General features: G+C 44.0%; 13 protein-coding genes and 3 pseudogenes. 2 read left to right on the forward strand and 14 right to left on the reverse strand.

The features are described 5' to 3' along the window. Positions 1–213 (forward strand): hypothetical protein (locus tag Xvie_RS21755; RefSeq protein ID WP_167376321.1); only part of this gene is annotated, 213 nt, incomplete at its 5' end. A gap of 179 nt (positions 214–392) precedes the next feature. Here Xvie_RS21755 and Xvie_RS18640 read toward each other — a convergent pair. Then, positions 393–1,292, reverse strand: a complete 900-nt coding sequence (locus Xvie_RS18640; RefSeq protein ID WP_086110643.1) for a S1 family peptidase — start codon at positions 1,290–1,292, stop codon at positions 393–395. A 321-nt stretch (positions 1,293–1,613) separates the two neighbouring features. Between Xvie_RS18640 and Xvie_RS18645 the strand changes: the two are divergent. Further along, a pseudogene (locus tag Xvie_RS18645) lies at positions 1,614–2,501 on the forward strand (Tn3 family transposase); the annotation flags it as partial. 38 nt (positions 2,502–2,539) lie between these two features. Here Xvie_RS18645 and Xvie_RS21160 read toward each other — a convergent pair. From Xvie_RS21160 to Xvie_RS18705, 13 genes and pseudogenes are all read right to left on the reverse strand, one after another. Continuing rightward, a pseudogene (locus Xvie_RS21160) lies at positions 2,540–2,653 on the reverse strand (IS5/IS1182 family transposase); the annotation flags it as partial. Between the two features lie 30 nt (positions 2,654–2,683). Further along, positions 2,684–3,967: a condensation domain-containing protein gene (locus Xvie_RS18650; RefSeq protein WP_086110644.1), complete on the reverse strand. Its 1,284-nt coding sequence runs from the start codon at positions 3,965–3,967 to the stop codon at positions 2,684–2,686. 10 nt (positions 3,968–3,977) lie between these two features. Continuing rightward, a complete protein-coding gene (locus Xvie_RS18655) occupies positions 3,978–5,390 on the reverse strand; it encodes an MFS transporter (RefSeq protein ID WP_086110645.1) in 1,413 nt (470 codons plus the stop codon). An 89-nt stretch (positions 5,391–5,479) separates the two neighbouring features. Next, a complete protein-coding gene (locus Xvie_RS18660; RefSeq protein ID WP_086110646.1) occupies positions 5,480–6,076 on the reverse strand; it encodes an aminodeoxychorismate/anthranilate synthase component II in 597 nt (198 codons plus the stop codon). After that, complete coding sequence (locus tag Xvie_RS18665; RefSeq protein WP_086110647.1) at positions 6,073–7,473, reverse strand: anthranilate synthase component I family protein; 1,401 nt, start codon at positions 7,471–7,473, stop codon at positions 6,073–6,075. Before Xvie_RS18665 ends, Xvie_RS18660 begins: the two co-directional genes overlap by 4 nt. Further along, positions 7,470–8,795 (reverse strand): phenylacetate--CoA ligase family protein, encoded by a 1,326-nt coding sequence (locus tag Xvie_RS18670; protein WP_086110648.1) that lies wholly within the window; start codon positions 8,793–8,795, stop codon positions 7,470–7,472. The genes Xvie_RS18665 and Xvie_RS18670 overlap by 4 nt, the downstream gene beginning before the upstream one ends. Then, positions 8,792–14,338: a non-ribosomal peptide synthetase gene (locus Xvie_RS18675; protein ID WP_208612628.1), complete on the reverse strand. Its 5,547-nt coding sequence runs from the start codon at positions 14,336–14,338 to the stop codon at positions 8,792–8,794. Before Xvie_RS18675 ends, Xvie_RS18670 begins: the two co-directional genes overlap by 4 nt. A 1-nt stretch (position 14,339) precedes the next feature. Continuing rightward, complete coding sequence (locus tag Xvie_RS18680; protein WP_086110649.1) at positions 14,340–15,482, reverse strand: DNA glycosylase AlkZ-like family protein; 1,143 nt, start codon at positions 15,480–15,482, stop codon at positions 14,340–14,342. A gap of 156 nt (positions 15,483–15,638) precedes the next feature. Then, the gene (locus Xvie_RS18685; RefSeq protein ID WP_208612630.1) at positions 15,639–16,340 is read right to left on the reverse strand and encodes a flavodoxin family protein; all 702 of its coding nucleotides are present in this window, start codon (positions 16,338–16,340) and stop codon (positions 15,639–15,641) included. Between the two features lie 152 nt (positions 16,341–16,492). Then, the gene (locus Xvie_RS18690) at positions 16,493–17,845 is read right to left on the reverse strand and encodes a serine hydroxymethyltransferase (RefSeq protein ID WP_208612632.1); all 1,353 of its coding nucleotides are present in this window, start codon (positions 17,843–17,845) and stop codon (positions 16,493–16,495) included. After that, positions 17,821–18,843, reverse strand: coding sequence for an alpha/beta fold hydrolase (locus Xvie_RS18695; protein WP_086110652.1), 1,023 nt, complete (start codon positions 18,841–18,843; stop codon positions 17,821–17,823). The genes Xvie_RS18690 and Xvie_RS18695 overlap by 25 nt, the downstream gene beginning before the upstream one ends. An 11-nt stretch (positions 18,844–18,854) precedes the next feature. Continuing rightward, positions 18,855–20,024 carry a hypothetical protein gene (locus tag Xvie_RS18700; protein ID WP_086110653.1) on the reverse strand — a complete coding sequence of 390 codons (1,170 nt, stop codon included), beginning with the start codon at positions 20,022–20,024 and terminating at the stop codon, positions 18,855–18,857. Between the two features lie 803 nt (positions 20,025–20,827). Further along, positions 20,828–21,452, reverse strand: a pseudogene (locus Xvie_RS18705) (IS6 family transposase). Positions 21,453–21,859: the final 407 nt, after the last annotated feature.

Consider the following 21,859-nt stretch of genomic DNA (forward strand, 5'->3'; position numbering starts at 1 on the left):
AAAGACCTTATCACCCGCAGCCATGTTTTATCATTGGGTCGCCTAAATAATCAGCAATGCGCCTTTATTCAAACTCTTGTCGTTAATGCGACAGAACCGATGTATGAATTCTTACAGTCCATCGGGGGCGGGAGTGCCAGTAAGGGTATTCAGGAGATGTGTTTGGAAAAAATGAGGGACAATGCCCCGATGGATGCCATGTTTTACCCGTGATATATGCCTAACGAGGCTTTGATTAAGCCGTGGGATCATGCATCCCCACGGCGTATTTTTAAAGGTAATCGCTAATTAAGTAGACTTAATCTTGATTCACCGAAACTTGAACCCATTGTGAGAGCCGTTACAACTATTTATCCGATTAAAATATTCCCGAGAGTTCTTCCCATAATGCTTCAGTCAAGGTATTTTCGGATAAAATCCCGGATCTCTGGATCTGACACACGGGTATAGACGCTATAAGCCTCTGGCTCAGTACATTCATCACGAAGGATGAAGCCAACGATGCCAGCTAGGATCATATTGCTTGGACCCCGCGTAGCAGGTCCACCAGAATCGCCATAACAGTGACCCCTTGCACCTCTGGAAAATCCAGCACAAAGCACGTTAGAGGTAATCTGACTGGGGTTTTCAGCTGCTGCCTTACAAGTTGCATGAGAAACGATGGGCACCGAGACCTTGAGTAGCAGATGTGAATTGTCTTTACCATTACCATGACCCGTCGCCCCCCAACCAGTAACTAGGAGTTTACTGCCAATAATGCCGTCGCTGGTTGCCAACTGGGCAAACGGAATGCCTTCTACCCGCGTTTTGAGCTTCCAGACAGCAACATCGTAGCCTGGCTTATCCAGAATATATTTCGGATGTACAAAAATGTCCATGACGTCGTGGGGCACGCCTCCACTATTCAGATCACGTGTACCGGCGAGAACTGTCATCTCGCTGGGGGATACGTGCTGCTTTGGGCCTTTTTCCATGCTTATAAAACCACAGTGTGCCGCCGTGACGACGACATTTGGTGCAACGAGCGAGCCTCCGCAGAGGTAAACACTGTGATCTTCGTTCTTTTGCAGCAGTGCCACTTGGAATGGGTTGTCATTGGGGCCAGCAACCGTGCCCCCAACAATCAAGAGAGACTTGTGTTTTTTTGCCTCGAGAGTGGGCTGTTGCAGAGTCGCAGACTCGTTCATCTCAGTATCAGTCTTGACAACTTGCTGCGCTCTTACTGATGTAGAGATTAAAACCAGACAAACAAGAAAGAGTGACTTCGCTCCGGTAGGTAGGATCGAAACCATTGAATACTCCTTTTTATGTATTGGGGTTTCTTACTCGAATATAAGCCTCACATATTCATGGAGACGACCGTCTCAACGCTATCAATTGCGTCCTCGAGTCCATTGACGCAGAGGTATTTGACACTACTCTTAGTGTACGGATACAGCCCTGCATAGTACAAGCTATTGATAGGATCGAAGGCCCAGTAACTGGCATTAATCCAGCTAGAATAAGCACCTATGTAAGAGTTATCGTTATAGCTCAGGTAGTACGTTTTGTATGATCCATTTGCGATAACGATGTAATTTCCCTTGTAATACGGAACGAGAAAGTATGTCGTACTTGGGGAATCCTTGTATACTTTGATTGCCAATTATGTCGCAGTGAATGCCAAGAATATTGGCCTGAATGAGTATGAAGGACACTCTCTTTACGACATGATTTACAACAATAAAACCGATATTGACATTCATATGGTCACGGGCGACAACCACTCACTGAATCAGCTGAATTTTGTCACGCTTGATTCGATAGACGTTGATTATGTCCCCAGCATCAAAAATGTAAGGAGTGCAGCAGATGGTTTACATGCTACCCAACCACTGGATAACTACACGGGCTTAATAAAATCCAAAAAAGTTATCAATGTTGAACGAATACGTTCTCAACGTCGTGGCGTGATACGGGTGTTACTTTCACTCATCATGCAGGAAAACACGCAAAGCAATATCATTCGCAAACTAAACTCCCATGCTCGCTATGCCAGGTTAAAAGCCGCATTATTTGAATACAATGCAATATTTAAAAGTATCCATGTCCTGAATCTGATCGACGATATGCAACTCAGGAAAGCCATACGAAGCGCCAGAAACCATACCGAGGCTTACCACCAACTTCAGAGAAATATAAGGAAAACGTATCACGGTGTATTCCAGGGTAAAAGGATCGTTGAAAACCGCATAAGTGCCCATGCAGCAAGATTAATTGCTAATGGCATTATTGCTTACAACAGTATGATCCTGAATTCTGTCTATGAAAGAATGGTTGCCAGCGGTGTATCTCAGAACATTATTGATGAATTCACTTGGATATCACCAATAGCCTGGAGCCACATGTTGTTTACTGGTCGCTACAATTTTAAGAAAAGTAACGGGGTGCTTGATATTGACGCGATGTCGCTGATGCTGGAAGCACACGTGAAACAACATTTTTGGCACGATAACAGATAAGGATCCCGTACTCGTCATTCTCGAGGGGTCTTCCACTGGACCCCATAAACATCGACTTTCCGGGCGCGTGTACGCTTTCTGCCGCTGAGCAGCAAAGGCTCGATTTACTTAAACACGTCTCGACTGATATCACTGATATAGGCTTTTCTCATCCCGGCAGGATACATGAAAAACAACTGCGTTCAAGAAAGATTCTGAATGGTTTCTAATTCTCCAATCATCTGCTTTATTACTTGCTCTACACACCCACCATACGCATCAACATCCATATCTATTCTCCCCGATATATATTCAGAATGTTCATCTAACGTAATTTCAAAACCTGCTCGGCATGTGCTGTTTGGTAGCAACTGAAGATCCACCCACTCAGTATCACCTAAAGGGATTCGTGTACCGTCACATCGTGAGTTCCAAGCATTGAACAACTGAGGGAAAGGGAGTTCATAAGCTACCGTTCGGGGTGAAATACCATCGGGATAAAAAGCGGCGGCTTTTATGTCCTGACGAGCCGCTGCTCTGATAACATCACGTTGCAATTGATTAAGCATGCCAGGCAAAGACTCACTGGGTATATTATGATGAGTCGTGACCGGCACTGTATTCGACAAAGGGCCAACAACGACGTTTTCATCAGGACTTTTTCGATTGATAAATGGAACGCCAGTAACAACAGTTGTAACTCGACTGACCACACTGACTGCACGTTGGAAAATAGAGAATAACAGTACAAATGGCGTAACTCGGCAAGCCCTTGCATAAGCCAAAACCACACTACGTAATACAGAAGAACTAAACCGTACACTCTGCATAATTCCTACTGAGCCGTGTGGAGTTTCCCTAATTGCATCAAGGCCATACGGACCTGGTTCTGAATAGACTTCAAGCCGCTCCTGTAAACTTATTACTCGCTTTGATATCCGAGCGTTCTCCATACAGGCATATTCGCTCCAACTCTTGGATATTCTAGGAGGCTTGCCACAATAGCATTGAACAATGTCTTCAATTAACAAATCAATTGATGCTCCGTCACAAACATAGGTCCAAAACCCTATCCACACGTGAATACCGGTATCATCAGTGACTGATGTTATCCGGAGTCCGGAGTCACTGGCGCGTCTCGCACGGTGAGCAAGGAACATCTCGTCCGTTATGCCCATATGTCTAAGATTCAAACGTTCCCAGAGGGCTCCACGTAACTCAGTTTTGTCCGGAGCACGACCCACAAGTTCATCATCTTCGATATCAAATTGAGCCGCTAAAATGGGATGCCGTATTAATGTATCAACAATTGCGTTGAACACACATTCTGGCACACATCCTGGAGAGAAATCGAGGCGTAACGCCCCCGCATAGGCTTTTCCCGTTTGATCTAACATCGCACCGATCCATTTTTCACGCAGACCTGCTGTGCTAGGAACTACTATGGAAGAATCGCCCACAAATGAGATTAGATAGTTCTGGTACATAACGGGCAGCCTAATGTTTGATTTCTGAGTTTTCTGTATCAAGGGCTAATACACTGCGCCCAACACCAATAAAAACGGCTCCGCCAATAAGAGTCACTGCTGCCAAAGCAAATGCAACGATAAACCCAATAGACCCAATAGTCGCTGCCGTCCCCCCAATTCTGTCCGAAAAACTAATAGCAACGGCAACAAAGAGAGTCACTCCCCCCACCTGAAACAGTTGTTGAATTGTTGTTGCTATACCTGATCCTGCGCCAGCATCTGATTCAGAAAGTCCAGTCGTCGCAAGAGATTGCGAGACTGGGGCAACACAACCGAAACCAACAGACGTGACAAGCATCGCGGGCATCATTCCGATCCAGTAATTTTGCGCAGGTATCCCAATCGCAAACAATATAAAACCAAAAGCAGAAATGGATAGACCAACAACAGTAGCAATTTGAGATCGCCATTTTTTTGTAACGAACTGAGAGAGGAAAATTCCAGGAAAGAAACCGAAACAGAAAGGTAACCAAGCAAGGCCTGTTTGCAGGGGGGTCATTCCAATATAATCCTGCAACAATAACACACCAAGATAAAATACAGCGCCAGATGTCCCTGCTTGAATTGCAATGATAGCATACCCTGCTAACCGAGGTGATCGGGCCATTAACCGAGCAGGAATGATGCTATCCTCATATCGCTTACAACGTCGTAACACCACTATAATACCGATCACCCCCAATAAGAACAGTATAATACGGAGCCATAAGAGTTGCTCAATGCCAGAACCGATCACACCAAGCACAGTTATACACACCGCGACAGCTAATATAAGCGCATTACTAAGATCCAGCCGAGCAGATATTTGATTAGAAAATTTTGGTATTAATAATATAGTAGCTACAGCTAGGATCAATATAATTGGTACATTGATCCCAAAGACCCAACGCCACGAAAATTGCTCTGTGATTACACCGGATAACAGAACCCCAATTATTGAGCCTAGCCCGCCAAGAGCCGCCCAGACTGAAAATGCCTTGCCACGTTCTACCCCCGAAGGGAACAACAAAGAGATCATCGCTAGACCAGTCGCCGCAGCTAGAGCTTCACCGACTCCCTGACCAGCACGCCCTATGATCAGGATGGTTGCGTTAGGGGCAATCGTTGCCACAAGAGAGAACACCCCGAAAATTGCAATACCTACCTGAAACGTACGCAACACCCCAAAGGCATCACCTATCCGCCCACCAAGCAAAAGCAGCGAACCTGCAGTAATGAGGTACGCGTTTACAATCCAAGTTAAAGAGCCATCAGTCAGCCCTAGATCGTGCTTAATCTGCGGTAGAGCTACATTTACTACAGTGGCATCAAGCAGTAATATTAACTGAATAACAGAGATGACACCTAGCGCTTGCCATCGATTCCGACTTACAGTACCCATAGTCCCCCCTAATTTTTGAGCCTAATAATTAGATTTCGTCATGCTGGTCTTATTACTTACGGCGAATACAATCCCGCTTGTTTTTGGGGCTAGGACTGCATGACTTCACGATTAACTAAAGTTAATGAGTTCTGAATCATTCTGAGTCCATACTCTGTTCCTATGCTCTCTGGATGGAACTGCACGCTTTCGATAGGTCGTATACGATGACGAGCGGCCATGTTCACAGACCTCTCTTTGGTATATGCAGTAGCCACCAACTCATCCTCGGTTCCAGAAGAATTAGTGATAGTCAATGAATGGTAACGAACAACTGTAACAGGTGATGGAATATCATGAAAAATACCTTTCCCATCGTGTTGTACCTGAGAATACTTACCATGCTCCACAGTGGGGGCGCGTATAAGCTTCCAGCCAAAGTACTCCCCAATTGCTTGATGACCTAAACAAACACCAAATATTGCTTGCTCTTCACTCACTGCACGCATTATTTCTAGGTAGCCATGTTCTTGTGGCGTTCCTGGCCCGGGCCCTAGGACTAAAAGCTGAGGTTTCCATTGTTGATACTGACCTATTGGATCATCGTTAACACGAACCACCTTAGTCTGTATCCCAACAATCGAAGAGTAGTAGTGTTCAATGACAAACACAAAACTGTCGAAGGCATCCACCAACAATACTTTCATACACGCCCTCCCATTGCTCGGGCAAATGACTTAATCTTCACACCAGTTTCCGCCCATTCAGCCGATGCTTGCGAGTCAGCAACAATACCCGCAGCAGATTGCAATACATAACAGCCCGAATCCCCAATAATTGTGCGTATTGTTAATGCAAGAACACCACAGTTTTCCCCCATTAGGTATCCTGCACATCCAGCGAACAGCCCACGTGGTATTCCCTCTAATTCAGTAATAATTTCCATCGCACGAACCTTGGGTGCGCCCGTCATTGTTCCTGCTGGAAAATTTGCTGCAATCAAGTCCCATATATCGCAGTTATCCCGAACCCCAGTTTCAATCGTCGAAACCAAGTGAATAAGTGGACCGTAAATATCTTCCTGCATAAACGAAGTAACCTTTACCCCTCCTGGAATAGCGCAACGCGCTAAGTCATTACGCGCAAGATCCACTAGCATTAGGTGTTCAGCCACTTCTTTAGGGATCTGATTCAAACGACCGCCTTTCAAATCTTTCTGTGTTATCGTTCCTGCAATGGGGCGAACCTGAGCTACACCATCCCGAATACGGATCATGAGTTCTGGGCTAGAGGATATTATATGTTGATCGTCAAGAGCCAAGTAATACATGTAAGGAGCTGGATTAATTGATACAAGACGTTCGTATAGATCTACTGGGGGAATCGTCGCATTTGATACTGCACGACGACACAGCTGCACCTGATAGATGTCGCCGGATCGGATATATTCTTTAGCACGATTTACCGCAGCATAAAATACACTCTGATCCGTCAGGTCTCGCATGGATCCTAAATCCCAAGAGCCAGTTGGAGGCTGTACGTCTTCTTGAGCAGTGAGTGCTGCAAACAAAACCGTGGTGTCTATCGTCTCATCAGGATTAATTTTCAGTACATCCACTTGAGCACCATTTTCAGTACCATCATAACGCACAACGTATCGATAGACACGCAGCACCACCTCTGGTACGCCCGCCTCAATAGCTATTTTGGGTAAGTGCTCGACAAAACGAGCGGCGCTATACCCCAAAACTAACACCAGCGGGAAGTTATCCGGTAATGCGAGAATTTGTGTCACTTGCCGCAAACGCTTCCATAAGGACTGATTGCAGTCATTCACAGCTAAGCGGCATGCCGTAGTGTATTCTTCAAAAGGGCCACAGCCCCGAATACGCCAGATGCCATTCACCAGTATGAGTTCGAATAGCAAGTCAATCATGAACATCGTTTGTGAGCCATCAACAGCTTGAAATCCTCCCCCCGTTTCGAACAAGGCTGGGTGAGGATGTAAGCCAAGCAAGTGCCTCCGTACTTGTGCTATCGAAGCAGCCTCTGGAACCTCACATCGTTCTACGACCCATGAATGTTTTAGCTGTTGTTCAATCATAGTGTTGGCTTCCTCTGATCTCGGATACGAGCATGCTTCCAGGAAACATAGGCTCCAGTCTCTGTCCTCAGGTCCAACCGTTCTACTAACTGTAACCTGACTGGAACACCAAAATGATCCGCCAGTTGCTTTTGAACCTGAGCAACGGATCGACCCCCAATATGGGCAACCATTGATACTTCAATCTCGTCAGTACCGCTATCCACCGCCAAAACTGTGACCTGATATCCCAAAACCCAATCAGCAGCCCTCAAAATAACCGATTCGACTGATGCTGGTAGAATTAAACTCCCACCTAGTGTCATAACGTCATTGATCCGACCAAATATTTTCAGGCAACGGGAGGGGTTACCACATCCGCATTCCTCTAGCGATTGAAGGCGGACCAAATCACCTGTGCGAAACCGGATTAACGGTTTAGCTCCAGGTACTAGCATCGTCAGACATAACTCTCCTACCTCACCATCTAATCCAGGGATTGGGAGAATTTCGGCAAGATAATTTGTCTCTGACAGATGTAGATTGCCCTTTGAACAACCTGCAGCAACTGCATGAACTTCTTGTGAGCCATATAAACCATGAGTACATTGCGCATCCCAGATGCGAGAAATATTCGAAAGCATTTCTGGTGTGCACAACTCTCCAAGAACAAAAATCTGTCCTACTGAAGTGCTTCGAGGATCGACTCCCAGACTTATATAAAGGCGAGCTAACGCAAGTGCTACTGCTGGAGAGCAGATTAGTGAACGTACTCCAAGATCAGTAATGAGATGGGAAGCTTTATTCAAACCAACACGCGGACTTTCCGGCCACAATCGTACAAATGGAATCCCTAGATTACGGCAAATCTCTCCATAGGTATCCCCAAATGCATACAACTCTGATGGCCCCATGATAGCAGTAAGGGCGTGCATCGTACCAAAAGTTGATTGGTATATCTCCGCGATAGCTCTCTGAACATAAGCCCCGCTAGTTTCAACGTCAATTGACGCTCGTGGGCACGGTGTTGGCTGTCCAGTCGTTCCTGTCGTTTCATAGTACATAGCTATCTCACTGAACGGGACACTGCAGACTGCCGTACCTGCGGAGCGAAGATCATCTTTGGTGGTAAAAGGAATCCCGTCAAGAACCCTGAACATACTTAAAGGACCTTGCTTAGTATGCAGATGTTTGCGATAGAATGGCGATTGGTCCGCGACATACTTCAGTATTTCTTGTGCTCGCAACTCAGATTTTTGATGCAGACACTGAAGTTTTGTTTGCCCACTCAGGTACGCAGCAACATATTCAAGCCATTCCTGATGCAATTGTTTGGTGATCATCGCAGACTCCTTTCTGCAAGTTTTTCAGCACACTCACGGATCGACTCTGTCAACATAATACTCTCAAGTGGAATTGAGATTTCAAATTGGGACTCTAGTTCGATTTTAATCTTCATCGCAGTCAATGAATTACCGCCTAGGTCGAAGAAATTGTCTTCAGGTAATACAACTGGTTCGGCTAGTTGGGCTGAAATTACGCGTATAACTTCTCGTAAAATAGTCTGTTGATTCCTAATAATTGGCGCTTTCATATCACCCCTTAGTACGTTACGCAAGACCATTACATCCACCTTACCGTTTTTTGATAGAGGCAATTCCAGCATGTGCTTAATCGTTTTTGGAATCATATAGGCAGGTAGGTATCGTGTAATTATTTCACTGATTATGGCTTCATGGTTCGGCTCACCAATATAGGCCAATGCAATCTGTTTCGGATGTCCATCTAGGCCAGGCAATGCCACAGCGCATGCTCTGGATACGCCATCACAGGACTGGGCTACGTTCTCGATTTCTCCAAGCTCGATCCTTAGTCCATTAATTTTGATCTGATTATCAATACGCCCAAGGATTTCAATTTCACCATTAGGTAAATAGCGTCCTAAATCTCCAGTACGATACATTCGACCCCCAGTTCTAGGATGATAAACAAACGCACGTTGGGTAAGTTCTGGCTGCCCTATATATCCACGAGCCAACGCAATGTCACTTTCTACCAATATTTCACCTGGTACCCAATCTGGACAATCAATCCAGTCATCAGCGACAATGTGATATGCAGAATTCCGCATCGGTGTACCATAGATAACTGAACGCACAATGCTGCCTTCAAATTCATTAATCTCATGTATCACTGACCAGTTTGTGGTCTCAGTAGGCCCGCCACACGAAAACATCCGGGCAGAAGGGAAGACAGCTCTTGCCCGTGGTAACAATGACAAAGGGATCCAGTCACCAGCCATTACTATGTTGACTACTGACTCGATAATATATGTTGTACGTGCAACTTCAGCTACGCTACATATGAGTTCCATCACAGCAGGAACACAGGCCCAAAATGACACCTTGTGACGACGATGTAACTGCAGCCAAGCGTCAGGATCTGGTCCAGCAGCTTGTTCAGGTATTACAACTGAACCACCGTGTACTAAAGGACCAAAAATATCGAATACTGACATATCAAAATGTAAAGCCGCAGTAGCAAGATGTCGGGTTGCCCCATCCAGAGAAAAGCGTTCAACGACATCAAATACATGATTGACCACTGCTGCCTCTGGAATCTCAACCCCCTTTGGATTACCCGTGGAACCTGAAGTAAAGATCACATACGGGGCATAATTTTCCCGAATGGACTCAATCATAATTTCGGTCTTTTGTTGAATCCAAATGTTAAGATCTGTGGCCGTACACTCGACCCTCTGGATACCCGAGGGTAATATCGCTTCTGGTGATGAAATTACGGCTCGTACCCCAGCCTGTGCGAGCATTGTCTCTATTCGTTCGGCCGGTAGATCAATATCTACAGGAACATAACCAACACCTGCCAGTAAACACCCATAAACAGCAACATACTGCATCAGCCCTTTAGGCAACACGATTCCGACAAATCGATCACTAGGAGAACAAATCGTCTTAATTAAAACACTGAGTTGTGCTGCTGCATTGCCTATCTCCTCCCAGGTATATGTTCCATGGACATCTATAACTGCTGGTTCATTCGCACGATTCGAAAGGCAATTCAAAAACAGATCGCGCAAATGGACTTCAGGTACTGGTTCCTGTGTTGAGTTGACCGTGTTTCGTGTAACAATCTGGGATGCTGGTCGCAGGTCGAGCCATGTACGTTTCCAAATGTCAGAATCACATGCTAGTTGTTGTAGTAACCTGCAAAAAGCACCAAACATCGCTTCAATCACATCAGGGCGAATAACTCCTGTTAAATAGTCCCATTTGAAATAGAGTACTCTATCTGATTCTCTGACTTGAACATCCAGCGTCACTTGCGGGGTTTGCGACACACCGAACACCTCCCGGCCCAACCGAGCAACATCGTGTCGACCAGGATGTCCGAGAAGACTGGTTAGTACTACTGGCATCAATGGTGCACGCCCATTCCTGCGGATCCGAGACAACTCACGCAATACCTCCACACCAGTAAAAAGTCTATGGTCAAGCGCACTCCAGATCGCGTTCTGTAGTTTCTGGCCACGTTCCTCAAGCGTATCGTCAATGGTAGTTTCGTAAGGCACGAGTAACGTGTTAGTGAAATCCCCAACAACTAAGTCAATATCATCGCTAACCGGCATTCGATCTGAGACGGGGAAATTCAATGTGAACCGATCTTCTTCGCTCCAACAACGTAAAACTTCGCACAAGGCCAAGGCTACAATACCTGAAGGTGAAATATTTCGTTCTTTAGCTTGAGCTTTTAATCTATCCCAAGATGCTTGTTCGAGTGTACTTTCATGTCTTTCAAATCTTGGAGATACAATAGATTCCCCTATTTCAAACTGCGGTAACCGAGGAGCAGGCGGTAAGTCCACGATTTTTTGTAACCAAAATTCTCGGTCAGCACGATACTGAGCGCTTTGAATAACTTTATGCCTGTGCGCTACATAGTCGAAAAAAGAAGTTTTGAGTTTCGGTAACTGAGGATTTTCCTCAATATATAAATCAATCAAATCAGGAATAATTACTTGAAATATTGACCAGGCGTCAGCGATCAGCATGTCAATACAAAAATGCACCCTACTTAAACGTGGACTAATTTTACTCACAACAAACCTAAATAAGGGCCATTGTGTTGTTCCAATCTCATCATCCGCCATGCGGCGGCGCGCTATGTTAATTTTGTCATTTATTCCGCTGTCTGGAAGGTCACTCAAATCTACATATTCGACTGCCTTGCTTCCATCAACTACTCCAATTTGCTGATAACCATCTTCGCTAATTGTTATTTGTAGCATTGGATGACGGTCAATAAGCAAACTCACAGCACGTACAAATCTTTCTTGTTCCAGATATTCTACTTCCCACTCAAAATATCCTTGACAACCGACACTACCGTAATCGAAGTCAGATCCACGCCCAATCCATAAAGCCTGCTGGCTTTCATTGAGCGCAAAAGGCTGTAATTGTTTGTCGGCGGACAGATGTTCAAACGTTGGCAAATTGGTGTCACGTGAAGAATTGCCCAAACGTACAAGATTCGACAACAGCGGATTTTCAAGAAAGGGGCTCATCTCTATATGGATGCCATGCTTACAAGCCAGTTCTCCCACCATTCTCATGGCTCGCAAGGAATCTCCACCCGAGTTAAAGAAATTAGATTCAAGGGTTGCCTCATCACATCCAGTCCAATTCAACCAGCAGAAACGCAACACATTTTCAATTTCCGTGCTTGGGGAAAAAATGGTATGCGTCATATCCAGCTCAATCGGAGGTACCTTCAACGCACGGTAGTCTACCTTGCCATTTCTTCCTACCGGCAAAACATCAACAACTATTTGATTCGGTTGAGCCGCAGGTTTTACCCTCTTACTGAGATGCTTACGTATTGTATCTACGACATCCACTTTCCCTTTAGCTTCTGGAATTTGCTCAATGAATAGTACTAGAGTTGTTCCCATATCATTAGTGAAACAAATTGTGGCAGCTTTCGCCACATCATCGACTTCGAGAGCAGAGATCTCTACTTCTGTTAGATCTACCCTATGTCCACGAATCTTCACGATCGAATCCAATCGTCCAAAAATTTCGACCGTACCATCCAAGCTCATCCGTGCTCGATCTCCAGTGAGATATTGCAATGATGAAGTATTATCGAACATATTCGGATGGAAAGATTTCTTAGTATCCTCAATATTAATGTAGCCTACAGAGAGAGTATCTCCAGTAATAACTAATTCCCCGATGCAATTTGCTGGGAGTTCCTGGCCAACACTGTCAACTACATACATATTTGCTCCAGCTACCACTTGTCCAACCGAAGGCAACATTTTGTAATGCTGAGGAGAAGACAGATTTTCAATCGAGACTACGGCAGCTTCTGCGGAACCATACACATTAAGTACCTGATAGCTGAGGTTAGGAGGAGGCCATCGCTTGCACCTCTCACCCGCAATCAGCATAGTGCGTAGTTCCGTTTGCCATCCACCAGCCCAAAATGCTTCAGCAAGCGATGTCATGGCTAGTGTATGTGTAATATTGTTCTTTACAAACCAAAGGGCTAACAACCTGACATCCTGTAAGACTTCAGATGAAGGAATACATACTGTTCCACCTGCATACAATACTGGCAGCGGATCGACTTCAACCATCCCATATCCTGGTGATGTCAACCATGACCCTCGTGAACTCTCCCCTAGTTCAGCATAATTAGTAATGGTATCGAGTGTGGCAGCCATTCCCCGGTAGGATAAACAAACTGCCTTAGGTCGCCCAGTCGTTCCAGAAGTACCTGCAATGAAGCCTGCTTCATTGGTTGACTCAACCCAATTTTCATACTTCCAATCAACCTGTAGCAACTGGATATCTTCTTTACCTATTTCCAATATAGGACAACTTGTGAGATTGCGTACTCTGTCTAACATGCTGCTAGTAGTGAGTATAGAATCAGGGCTACACTCCTGAAGGAAGTTACGTATTAAATCATCAGGATTCGCAGGATCGATCAACACACAAGTTCCCCCCATCCTCTGGGTAGCGATGATTGAAGCCAGATGTTGCCAACTTCGTTCCAAAAAGAGTGCAAGACGCGGCTGTAAGCACTGAGGAAATATCTGATCACATACCTGCTGTATTAACATATTGGATGCATTCCAAAGCTCGGAATATGTCAAAGTCTTGCTATCATTATCATCTACGATCGCTAGGGCTAATGGCCTCATCTTTACATGAAAAAGAACATTTTCTATCAATGAATTACGTTTATTTGATTCATGCACAGGGTGTGTAGGCAAAGTATCAGGCATGGGAATTGCTATGGGATTCAAAACCCGTGCACATGCAAAGAGTGTGATTTTTCGTAAATGTTCACGCGCAGCTTGATCAATACGATCTTTCCTTACCGACAATACACACCTATCACCCTTCGCTACAAGCCATACCAATGATCCCAGTGGCGGAGAAGTCTGTCCATCCGTCACTTCTATGTCTGCGCAGACATTTGGTTGTACCAGTTCTGTTGTTTTACGCAATTCAGCAATATAGGTATAAACATCATCAGTATCACATAACTCACTCGAATCAACATCAATGTAACTTACTGAATCATAATGGTATATTCCTATAATTACTCGTCCTTCAGTACTGAGCAGAGAACCCAGCATCGCAGCAATCGCAATAAGGTTATCGACAGATGCAACAAGTCCATCAGGTAAAATAATTTCCTCTTCCACTCGCTCAACCATTGTTGGCGGGTCAGTGGAGCAACATTCAAAAGCATCCCACATTGTCCGTACAGTACTAGGAAACAACCCAAATTTCTGGCGAGCTAACTGTTTCTCATCTAGTTCAGAGACTACTAATATCATGTTATTTTTCATGTCACCCAACCTTACCTGTTGTAAATTTTTTAATATTCTTATCAGGGTCGTAAGAGGCCTCAATTTGGTTCGCCCAAATTGAGGCCTCTTTTTGAATGGCATCTCGTTTCTTGCCTGTGACACATGAGAGATCAATCTGGATAGAACGTTTGGAACCATTTACTTTCATGCCCCAAGTAGTCACAGCCTGTGCTCCCATTAAGACAACTGGAAGGCCATTTCCTGTTGCATCATATCCACCGACCAGATCAAGTCCGAGACACTTGCGTTGCTTTGAGCCGGGAGCATATCCCATTACCAACGGATCCCAAGCAGGCAAAAATCGCACATCAGCATTTAGATTCTGAGTAGTTTGAGAAATACACTGTTCAAATAACTCTTGCCGAGTCATACTTATCCACATTCCGCTCCCTATCTCACATGCCCCAGTGTCCTCCATAAGCAAACTGGACTTTTCCTTTGAAATAGATAGCCACCAAGCCAAGTCATCAATGGTGACTGGCCCATAATGTTCAACGTAACGAATAGCAATGTTTCGCAATAGCCATTCACTGTTTAATGATGTGCTATCACCTTGGAGCAGTCCACCAGGAGCAGCAGCATATAACCATCTATTAGACCAAATATTCGGTGGCGGAATTCGAATTAAAACACCATCGTAAGTTGCAACAGAAACGCACGCACGAGCCTGAGGACCGGTTAATCCAAAGGCATTCCCAATATCTTTCAAACGAGCAGGGGCGCTTGTAGTAAACCCCACAAGATCAGGTATTATTTGTCGATAGTCTGCTAAAGTCAGGCCGACATCACACAACCGCCATTCATGGTTGACCAAAGGCAAGCGTGTAGCACCAAATACTATTGTCGCTAAAGGTTGGGGGAGTAAGAATTTTGAGCGTCGCATTCCTGGTATCCGAACTAGATCAGGATTAGCCTCCATAGAAATAACTGTCGGCCGATCAACATTATTATTGCGTGCCAAGATGGCTAGCCAACTAGTTGGACGAGTTGAATACACCCCAACATAAGCCTCTGCGACTTCCTCTACAGTTGCCTCCTTAAAACGCTCAAAGTGTTCTGACATAATCCACTCAGCCAGGAAATTGTTAGGCAGCCCATCCCAATTAATTTTACTGTGTTTCATTTTCTCTGTGTATCTCGCTCATTAGAGTGACGTTAAGTCACTCAAGATCATATTGGAGTACAAGGCTTCAAAATGCCTACAACTCATATAAGTGACATAATAGAATCCGCCTATATCATTCTTACCATTGTTCAGTAATCGCCCCATAGTCGCTACCTAGTACATGTCGAGCTTAGGCGGGACGTAGAATTCTTCATTCTCATTCATACGATGGCGCTCTCCAGGCTCCAAGACTTGCAGTGCTTTTTGCCCCGTTAGTTGTTCGTATTCACGGATGAGTCGAGTCATTGATACCATACGGTCGAGCATCCGGCGCAACATCTCCATTCCTTCTTGATCACCAAGTACTTCACCTTTTTTGTCACCCATCAAGATAGCTGGAAAACCGTATCCGACTAAAATCATCCGGTTCAAGAGGGCGCATTGGAGCATCTGGTTGTACACTTCGATGTGCCCCATCCGTCTCCCTGTCACTATTACCCCAGCCACTTTGTTAGTTAATGTTCGGTTATGGCGCAAAAAACCTGTACCAACTCGCTCTAAAAAAGCAGACATCAAGGGCGTTGCACCAAATCCATGCACTGCACATGCGAAGATAACGCCGTCACTAGCTTCCATTAGCTGGACTGCACGCGCGGCATCATCATTCTGTATGCACGGTTCATTACGAAAATTGCAATCGCCACATGCCCCACACGGTTCAATTTTAAATTTGGCTAGAGGGAGGACATCTAAAATGACATCTTGCCTTTCTAGGTAATGTTTTGCCCATTCCAGAGCCTGTGCATTGTTTCCATCCAATCGCTCTGAACCATTAATAGCTATATACCTGATTTTATTTGTCATATTCCTTTCCATAGAGTTCAAGTTTGTTCACTTGGAAAATAATTTTCAGTATTCAAAAATGCGATATTTCTATGAATAATCCCACTACACTGAACTGCCATACCATCAACTCAAGTCAGAATCGACATGGAATTTCCTTATCCAGAATCAATTAGTTAATCGTATTAGCGCTCCATGTAATTAACTAAAGGATACATTGCACACAATGCTTCAGCCTCTGAACGAAAAACTTCCCGTATCGCTGGTTCTAGCACAAACTCATGCTCATCAAACGGCGTCACTGCATCAAGTATCCGACAAACCAAATCAACAATCCGGACACAACCTGGCTGGTCGATTTGACGCTGCGCCAAAGAGCCTGTACCAATACGTAACCCACTGGTGACGAATGAAGAACGCGTCTCCCCAGGTACTCGATTCTTGTTAACTATAATTCCACATGCTTCCAGAGCCGATTCAGCAATGGAACCAGTGATAGAGTCATGTAAGCGAATCAGAACTGTGTGGTTCTCAGTCCGTCCCCCTATAACTTCATAGTTATGTTTCTGAAACTCACTTGCTATTGCATCAGCTGTGATTCGAATTCGCTCCATATAAGCGTCGAATTCTGGTGACATTGCATAACCAAAAGCTGTCGCCTTTGCAGCGATAATATTGACAGCTGGAGCTCCTTGCATTCGGGGAAATACCGCTTGCTCCAAAGTACGAGCAAAGGTTGTTTTGAGGCCTGGAACCTTTTCGTTGGCATCACGTCCAGACATGATCAAACCGCCACGTGGCCCTGCAAGTTGTTTGTGAGTACAAGTAGTAGTTACGTGTGCAGCATTAATCGGACTAGGATGTCGCCCAGTGGCAACGAGTCCCGCAATATGAGAAATGTCAGCAAGCAAAATTGCCCCTGTTTCATCAGCAATTTTTCTAAACTGTTCGAAATCTACCAGCCTTGAATAGGCTGTAGCACCACAAATAATTATGCGAGGACGATGAGCAGATGCTAACCTTCTCACCTCGTCATAATCTATAAGCCCTTCTGGTGTGGTGCCATATCCAATGGCTCGGTAGTATGTGCCCGAAAATGTAACGGGGCTACCGTGTGTAAGATGCCCTCCATGATCAAGAGTCATGCCTAGCAAAGTATCTCCTGGCTCAAGTAGGGCTGAAAGTACCTGATAATTTGCGCTTGATGCTGAATGTGACTGAACCCCCGCATATTGAGCGCCGAATAACTTTTGTGCTCTTCTGATTGCTAAGGATTCGACCAAATCGACATTCTCACATCCTGCATGATATCTTCGGCCTGGGACTCCCTCTGCCGTGACATTAACCAATGTAGAGGCTGATGCCACCAAAGTTCGTGGAGTAACCGCACAGCAAGACGCAACCAGTGATAATGTTCGATGCTGACGCCTTACTTCGCCATCTAAGATCCTCGCAAGCTCTTCATCTTGTATTTCTAAATCTGCTAAACCCCTCTGTAGTAGGCTAGCTTGGCTCAGGAGTAGTTCATTGTTGACCATAATTCTGTATCCCTTCTTTTTCTATTGCGTGTTGCAAATGAAATTACTGTGTCTGCAACTTCTCTGGAATGAGTACGCACGAAGTAGTGACCACCGCCAATTAAATTTTTTGAATCAACGACATCAATAAAATTTTTCCATTTTTCTACTATGCTACTGAACTGAGGTGTAGCGGGATCTGCATCACCTAACAGTACCAGTGCGGGTATCCCACGAGCCGGATGTTGTGCCAGAGCTTTATATGCCTCCGCAGCGATTAGGTGATCTCTTCTGCCCCGGATTAACATCTCATCAATTTCTGCATCAATCAGTCCGGTAAACGCACCCAAAGATCTTAGATATTGGCTCCATGTATGATCTGAAGTTTCCTCGGATTCGCTTATTGCCATATCAGGATCATCCATTGGATTTGATGCAGCGACCACAAGAGATAGAGAAGCCATCGTTGATGCTATAGCCGAAGCTAAGCAGGCCGCCATTGCTGCTCCAGCACAATGCCCATAAACAATGAATTGCTTGGCATCAATTTTTTCAATCTCACTAATGAGTGTACTAACCAGTGTGGAGAAATCTGATGAGTCTCCGATTTCTAGATCACCAAAATCCACCCCAAATACACGCACATCTCTATTTTCACGAAAGAGATTTTTATACGCTGTAGGATCGCCCCCACCAAATGGAACGCCAATGACGACAACCGATCCATTGGAGGAATTTTCGTCGTATAGAGGAATAAGCCGTGCACTACGCTTAGTGGTTTCAGAAAGGATATGCTTAGCTAAATCTCCTGCGGTTGGATTTTCGAAAAGAGATACGATCTGTAAATTTTTCCCTAACCGTGATACCACACGAATAGCATCAAAAGAGTCACCACCAAGCCTGAAGAAATTATCATTTGTGGAAACAGATTCGATCTTAAGAACATCACAAAATACAGTCGTTATCCGCTCTATTTCGTCGGCCAGTTTTTTTTTACTTATTTCAATATCGTCACTCATTTTATTTCCTTCTATCTATCCGAAAGTTCGTAAGCTAGCTCATTGAGTAAGTCATTTGCTGCTGCCCTACTACAAAATGCCCCCTCTATTTCCAATCGAATTTCCGAAGCATTGATTCGTTTAATATCTATACCCACAGGAAATGTAGAACTTATAACTTGATAGGAAGGGATTCCACGGGATACAGCTCCATTGATGAATAACTCGGACACACGACAGCATGTCAGCATCTCACTCAAAACCGAGCTATATCGTGCACAAGCCTCTAAGCTGGTCTGCAGCTTGCTGGGAGTGTATTCTGGCCATCCAAAAGGCATTGCAAAGAGCCCTGTCATCATACCGATAGCCCCTGATTCGTGTGGTAAACGCCAACTACGTGATGAACATACTGTGTTCCCTTCCTGTACCACATCTGTTGTCTTACCTAGCATCTCAAGAACTATTTCTATAAGTTGTTCTTTTTTATCAATGTTCCCGGTTTGAACTATGCGGTGTAGGCTTATCCGTTCCACTCGCGTATCCCACGCTAATCTCCCCCTCTCTGACAGTCGCACAGGTATCATCGGATAATGACCCGGCTCCGCTAGTGCGCTAGCGTCTTTTGCCGACATAAGTTGGTGCGCCACATAACGACTATAAATTTGCCGACCTTGTTTCATGGTATGTAGAGCCAAATCCACCTCTCCTGTACACGCTATTTGTACTAGATCTCTCATGATCATAAGAGTATGCTCATCCGCAAGTGCATGATGTATAGACAGATAGTATTGCTGGTAATCCTCTCTCAACACGTTGTATATCGCGAATAGTACTGTTCCAGATCTAACTGCTAATTGTGCTATCCGCAAAGCGTCATGCTCCGTTACACCACTATCTTCAATTGTTTTAATATCAACATATTGTCCCAGTTGTTTACCCCACCCAGAGACCACAAATTCATGTAAAAACTCTTTCGCTAAAATTGTCTTCTTCTTCAGTTTTATAATTGTGGAGACCTCTTGTATCATTCCCGAATAAAATGCATGAGCAGTCACCGCTTTTGCCTCAGCACTTAGTAGAGCATCTGTCAACGTTTGTATTACTCTCTGCCGTTTTACAAATTCTCTATCAGATAAAAGAGGAAATACTCTTTTTGGCATATTCAAATCCTCAAAACCATTTATAATCAATGGTAAAGACATTTATATTATGTATCCTTGGCTTCTATGAAAAACGCATTAAATTATTTTCTTTAAAAACTTTAATTATAGTAAATTAATCCAATCGCTTTGTTTCCCTAGTTTCGATGAGTAAAGATGTAATTCATCTTTCAATCTATGAGTATTCATAGGCATAACCAATAAATTAACATGCCAATTTTTTTCACACATATCAATTAATTATAGTTATTTAAATATAAAATACAGGGTTATTATTCTTTTTTAAGAAATATCTGAAATAACTTGGTTTATAATAATGAATATGCATTAGTTATTATTAATATAAAAACCAATAAAATATAAAACTTCATAACAACCCTAATTCCATTCTTTTCAAGACTAGATAACCATGTACATAAAAATTATCCCCTTGAAAACGCATTTAACCATTTTATAATTTTTATTATCATAATCATATAATTATCTGTGGCTTCAGATGTAAGTATAAACTGAGCCTAACGAAGTTTGTTAAAACTGCATATTCAAGTTTTCATATAAATTCTATTTTTAGGATTTATACCATGATATATTTAAACAATAGTATAAATATTATAACCCCAAAGTTTTTACAAGTGCATTTTTACAATTGTTTAACCCACATTTAGATTTTAATTTAATAAAACTTAAAATCAACCAAAAAAATTATACCCAGAAAAAAATGGTTCTGTCGCATTAACGACAAAAGTTTGAATAAAGGCGCATTGCTGATTATTTAGGCGACCCAATGATAAAAGGTTCTGTCGCATTAACGGAGAAGTCACGAGTGGAATCGGGCTGAGTGATTTTTATGCAGTGAGTTGATAGAAAAAGGCTGCGGGTGAAATTGGACAAACTGGTTTCTGAGGATATTGTCCTTTACGCAACATACTGCACAATTCAATTCCAGACAACAGGATCTGTGCCCGCCTGAAATTGTTGAATCCCAGCAGAGGACGTGTCCGCCGTTTGATATTGCGATGATCTTGTTCAATCCGATTATTGAGGTATTTATTCTGTCGGATAACAATGATTTCTTCCTTGGGTTTTCCCTGATTTAACTCGTCCACGGCCGCTTTGTTAGCGCCACTTTTATCTATCGTGATGACTTCGGGCTGCCCATGTTGCCGCCTCGCTTTTTTGAAGAAACGCAGTGCAGCCGCCTTATCCCGGCAGGCCGTCAATAGAAAATCAACCGTATTGCCATCGGTGTCCAACCGCCGGTTTACTGCGTCGATAACGTTTGATAATCAGGGGAACCAACCGATGAACCCAGCGGGAGAGCGTGGAGTGGTCGACGGCAATTCCACGCTCAGCCATCATCTCTTCCAGGTTTCGTAAACTCAGGGCATAAGCTAAGTACCAACGGATGCACTGAGCGATAATATCAACAGGGTAATGCAGACGTTTGAACGTTTTTCGGATAAGGGACATCAGGGAGCTCTCAAAAAAAAATGACATGTTACCTGAATATTTCCGCTTAATGTGACAGAACCGGCTCAGGGCGTAGGCCAGATACCAACGAACACACTGAGCGATGATATCAACAGGGTAATGCAGACGTTTAAAGCAGTAAGAAAAAATCCATGCTATAGTCCAATGTAATCCATTTGAATTTTAAAAAATGAACCCTGTTCAGATTGCGTGTTCCTGTGAGGTAAATAATGAATGATTTGATAATTAGTGACAACGTAACAAAATCGTATGACCTCACAGTCAATACACATAATGCTATTAACCCTGCGGTCAGTTATCTGCTGAGATTACGATCGACCAAAAGCCAAATAACTATGCGGTCATGTCTGAATAAAATAGCGAACATGTTCGAAGCCTTTGACCTG

Source organism: Xenorhabdus vietnamensis (assembly GCF_002127535.1).
Taxonomy (GTDB): Bacteria; Pseudomonadota; Gammaproteobacteria; order Enterobacterales; family Enterobacteriaceae; genus Xenorhabdus; species Xenorhabdus vietnamensis.

What these genes read in the sequence shown, in the direction of transcription:
- Xvie_RS18640 (WP_086110643.1), bottom strand. Translation starts at nt 1,292, where the DNA reads ATGGTTTCGATCCTACCTACCGGAGCGAAGTCACTCTTTCTTGTTTGT.
- Xvie_RS18650 (WP_086110644.1), bottom strand. Translation starts at nt 3,967, where the DNA reads ATGTACCAGAACTATCTAATCTCATTTGTGGGCGATTCTTCCATAGTA.
- Xvie_RS18655 (WP_086110645.1), bottom strand. Translation starts at nt 5,390, where the DNA reads ATGGGTACTGTAAGTCGGAATCGATGGCAAGCGCTAGGTGTCATCTCT.
- Xvie_RS18660 (WP_086110646.1), bottom strand. Translation starts at nt 6,076, where the DNA reads ATGAAAGTATTGTTGGTGGATGCCTTCGACAGTTTTGTGTTTGTCATT.
- Xvie_RS18665 (WP_086110647.1), bottom strand. Translation starts at nt 7,473, where the DNA reads ATGATTGAACAACAGCTAAAACATTCATGGGTCGTAGAACGATGTGAG.
- Xvie_RS18670 (WP_086110648.1), bottom strand. Translation starts at nt 8,795, where the DNA reads ATGATCACCAAACAATTGCATCAGGAATGGCTTGAATATGTTGCTGCG.
- Xvie_RS18675 (WP_208612628.1), bottom strand. Translation starts at nt 14,338, where the DNA reads ATGAAAAATAACATGATATTAGTAGTCTCTGAACTAGATGAGAAACAG.
- Xvie_RS18680 (WP_086110649.1), bottom strand. Translation starts at nt 15,482, where the DNA reads ATGAAACACAGTAAAATTAATTGGGATGGGCTGCCTAACAATTTCCTG.
- Xvie_RS18685 (WP_208612630.1), bottom strand. Translation starts at nt 16,340, where the DNA reads ATGGAAAGGAATATGACAAATAAAATCAGGTATATAGCTATTAATGGT.
- Xvie_RS18690 (WP_208612632.1), bottom strand. Translation starts at nt 17,845, where the DNA reads ATGGTCAACAATGAACTACTCCTGAGCCAAGCTAGCCTACTACAGAGG.
- Xvie_RS18695 (WP_086110652.1), bottom strand. Translation starts at nt 18,843, where the DNA reads ATGAGTGACGATATTGAAATAAGTAAAAAAAAACTGGCCGACGAAATA.
- Xvie_RS18700 (WP_086110653.1), bottom strand. Translation starts at nt 20,024, where the DNA reads ATGTCTTTACCATTGATTATAAATGGTTTTGAGGATTTGAATATGCCA.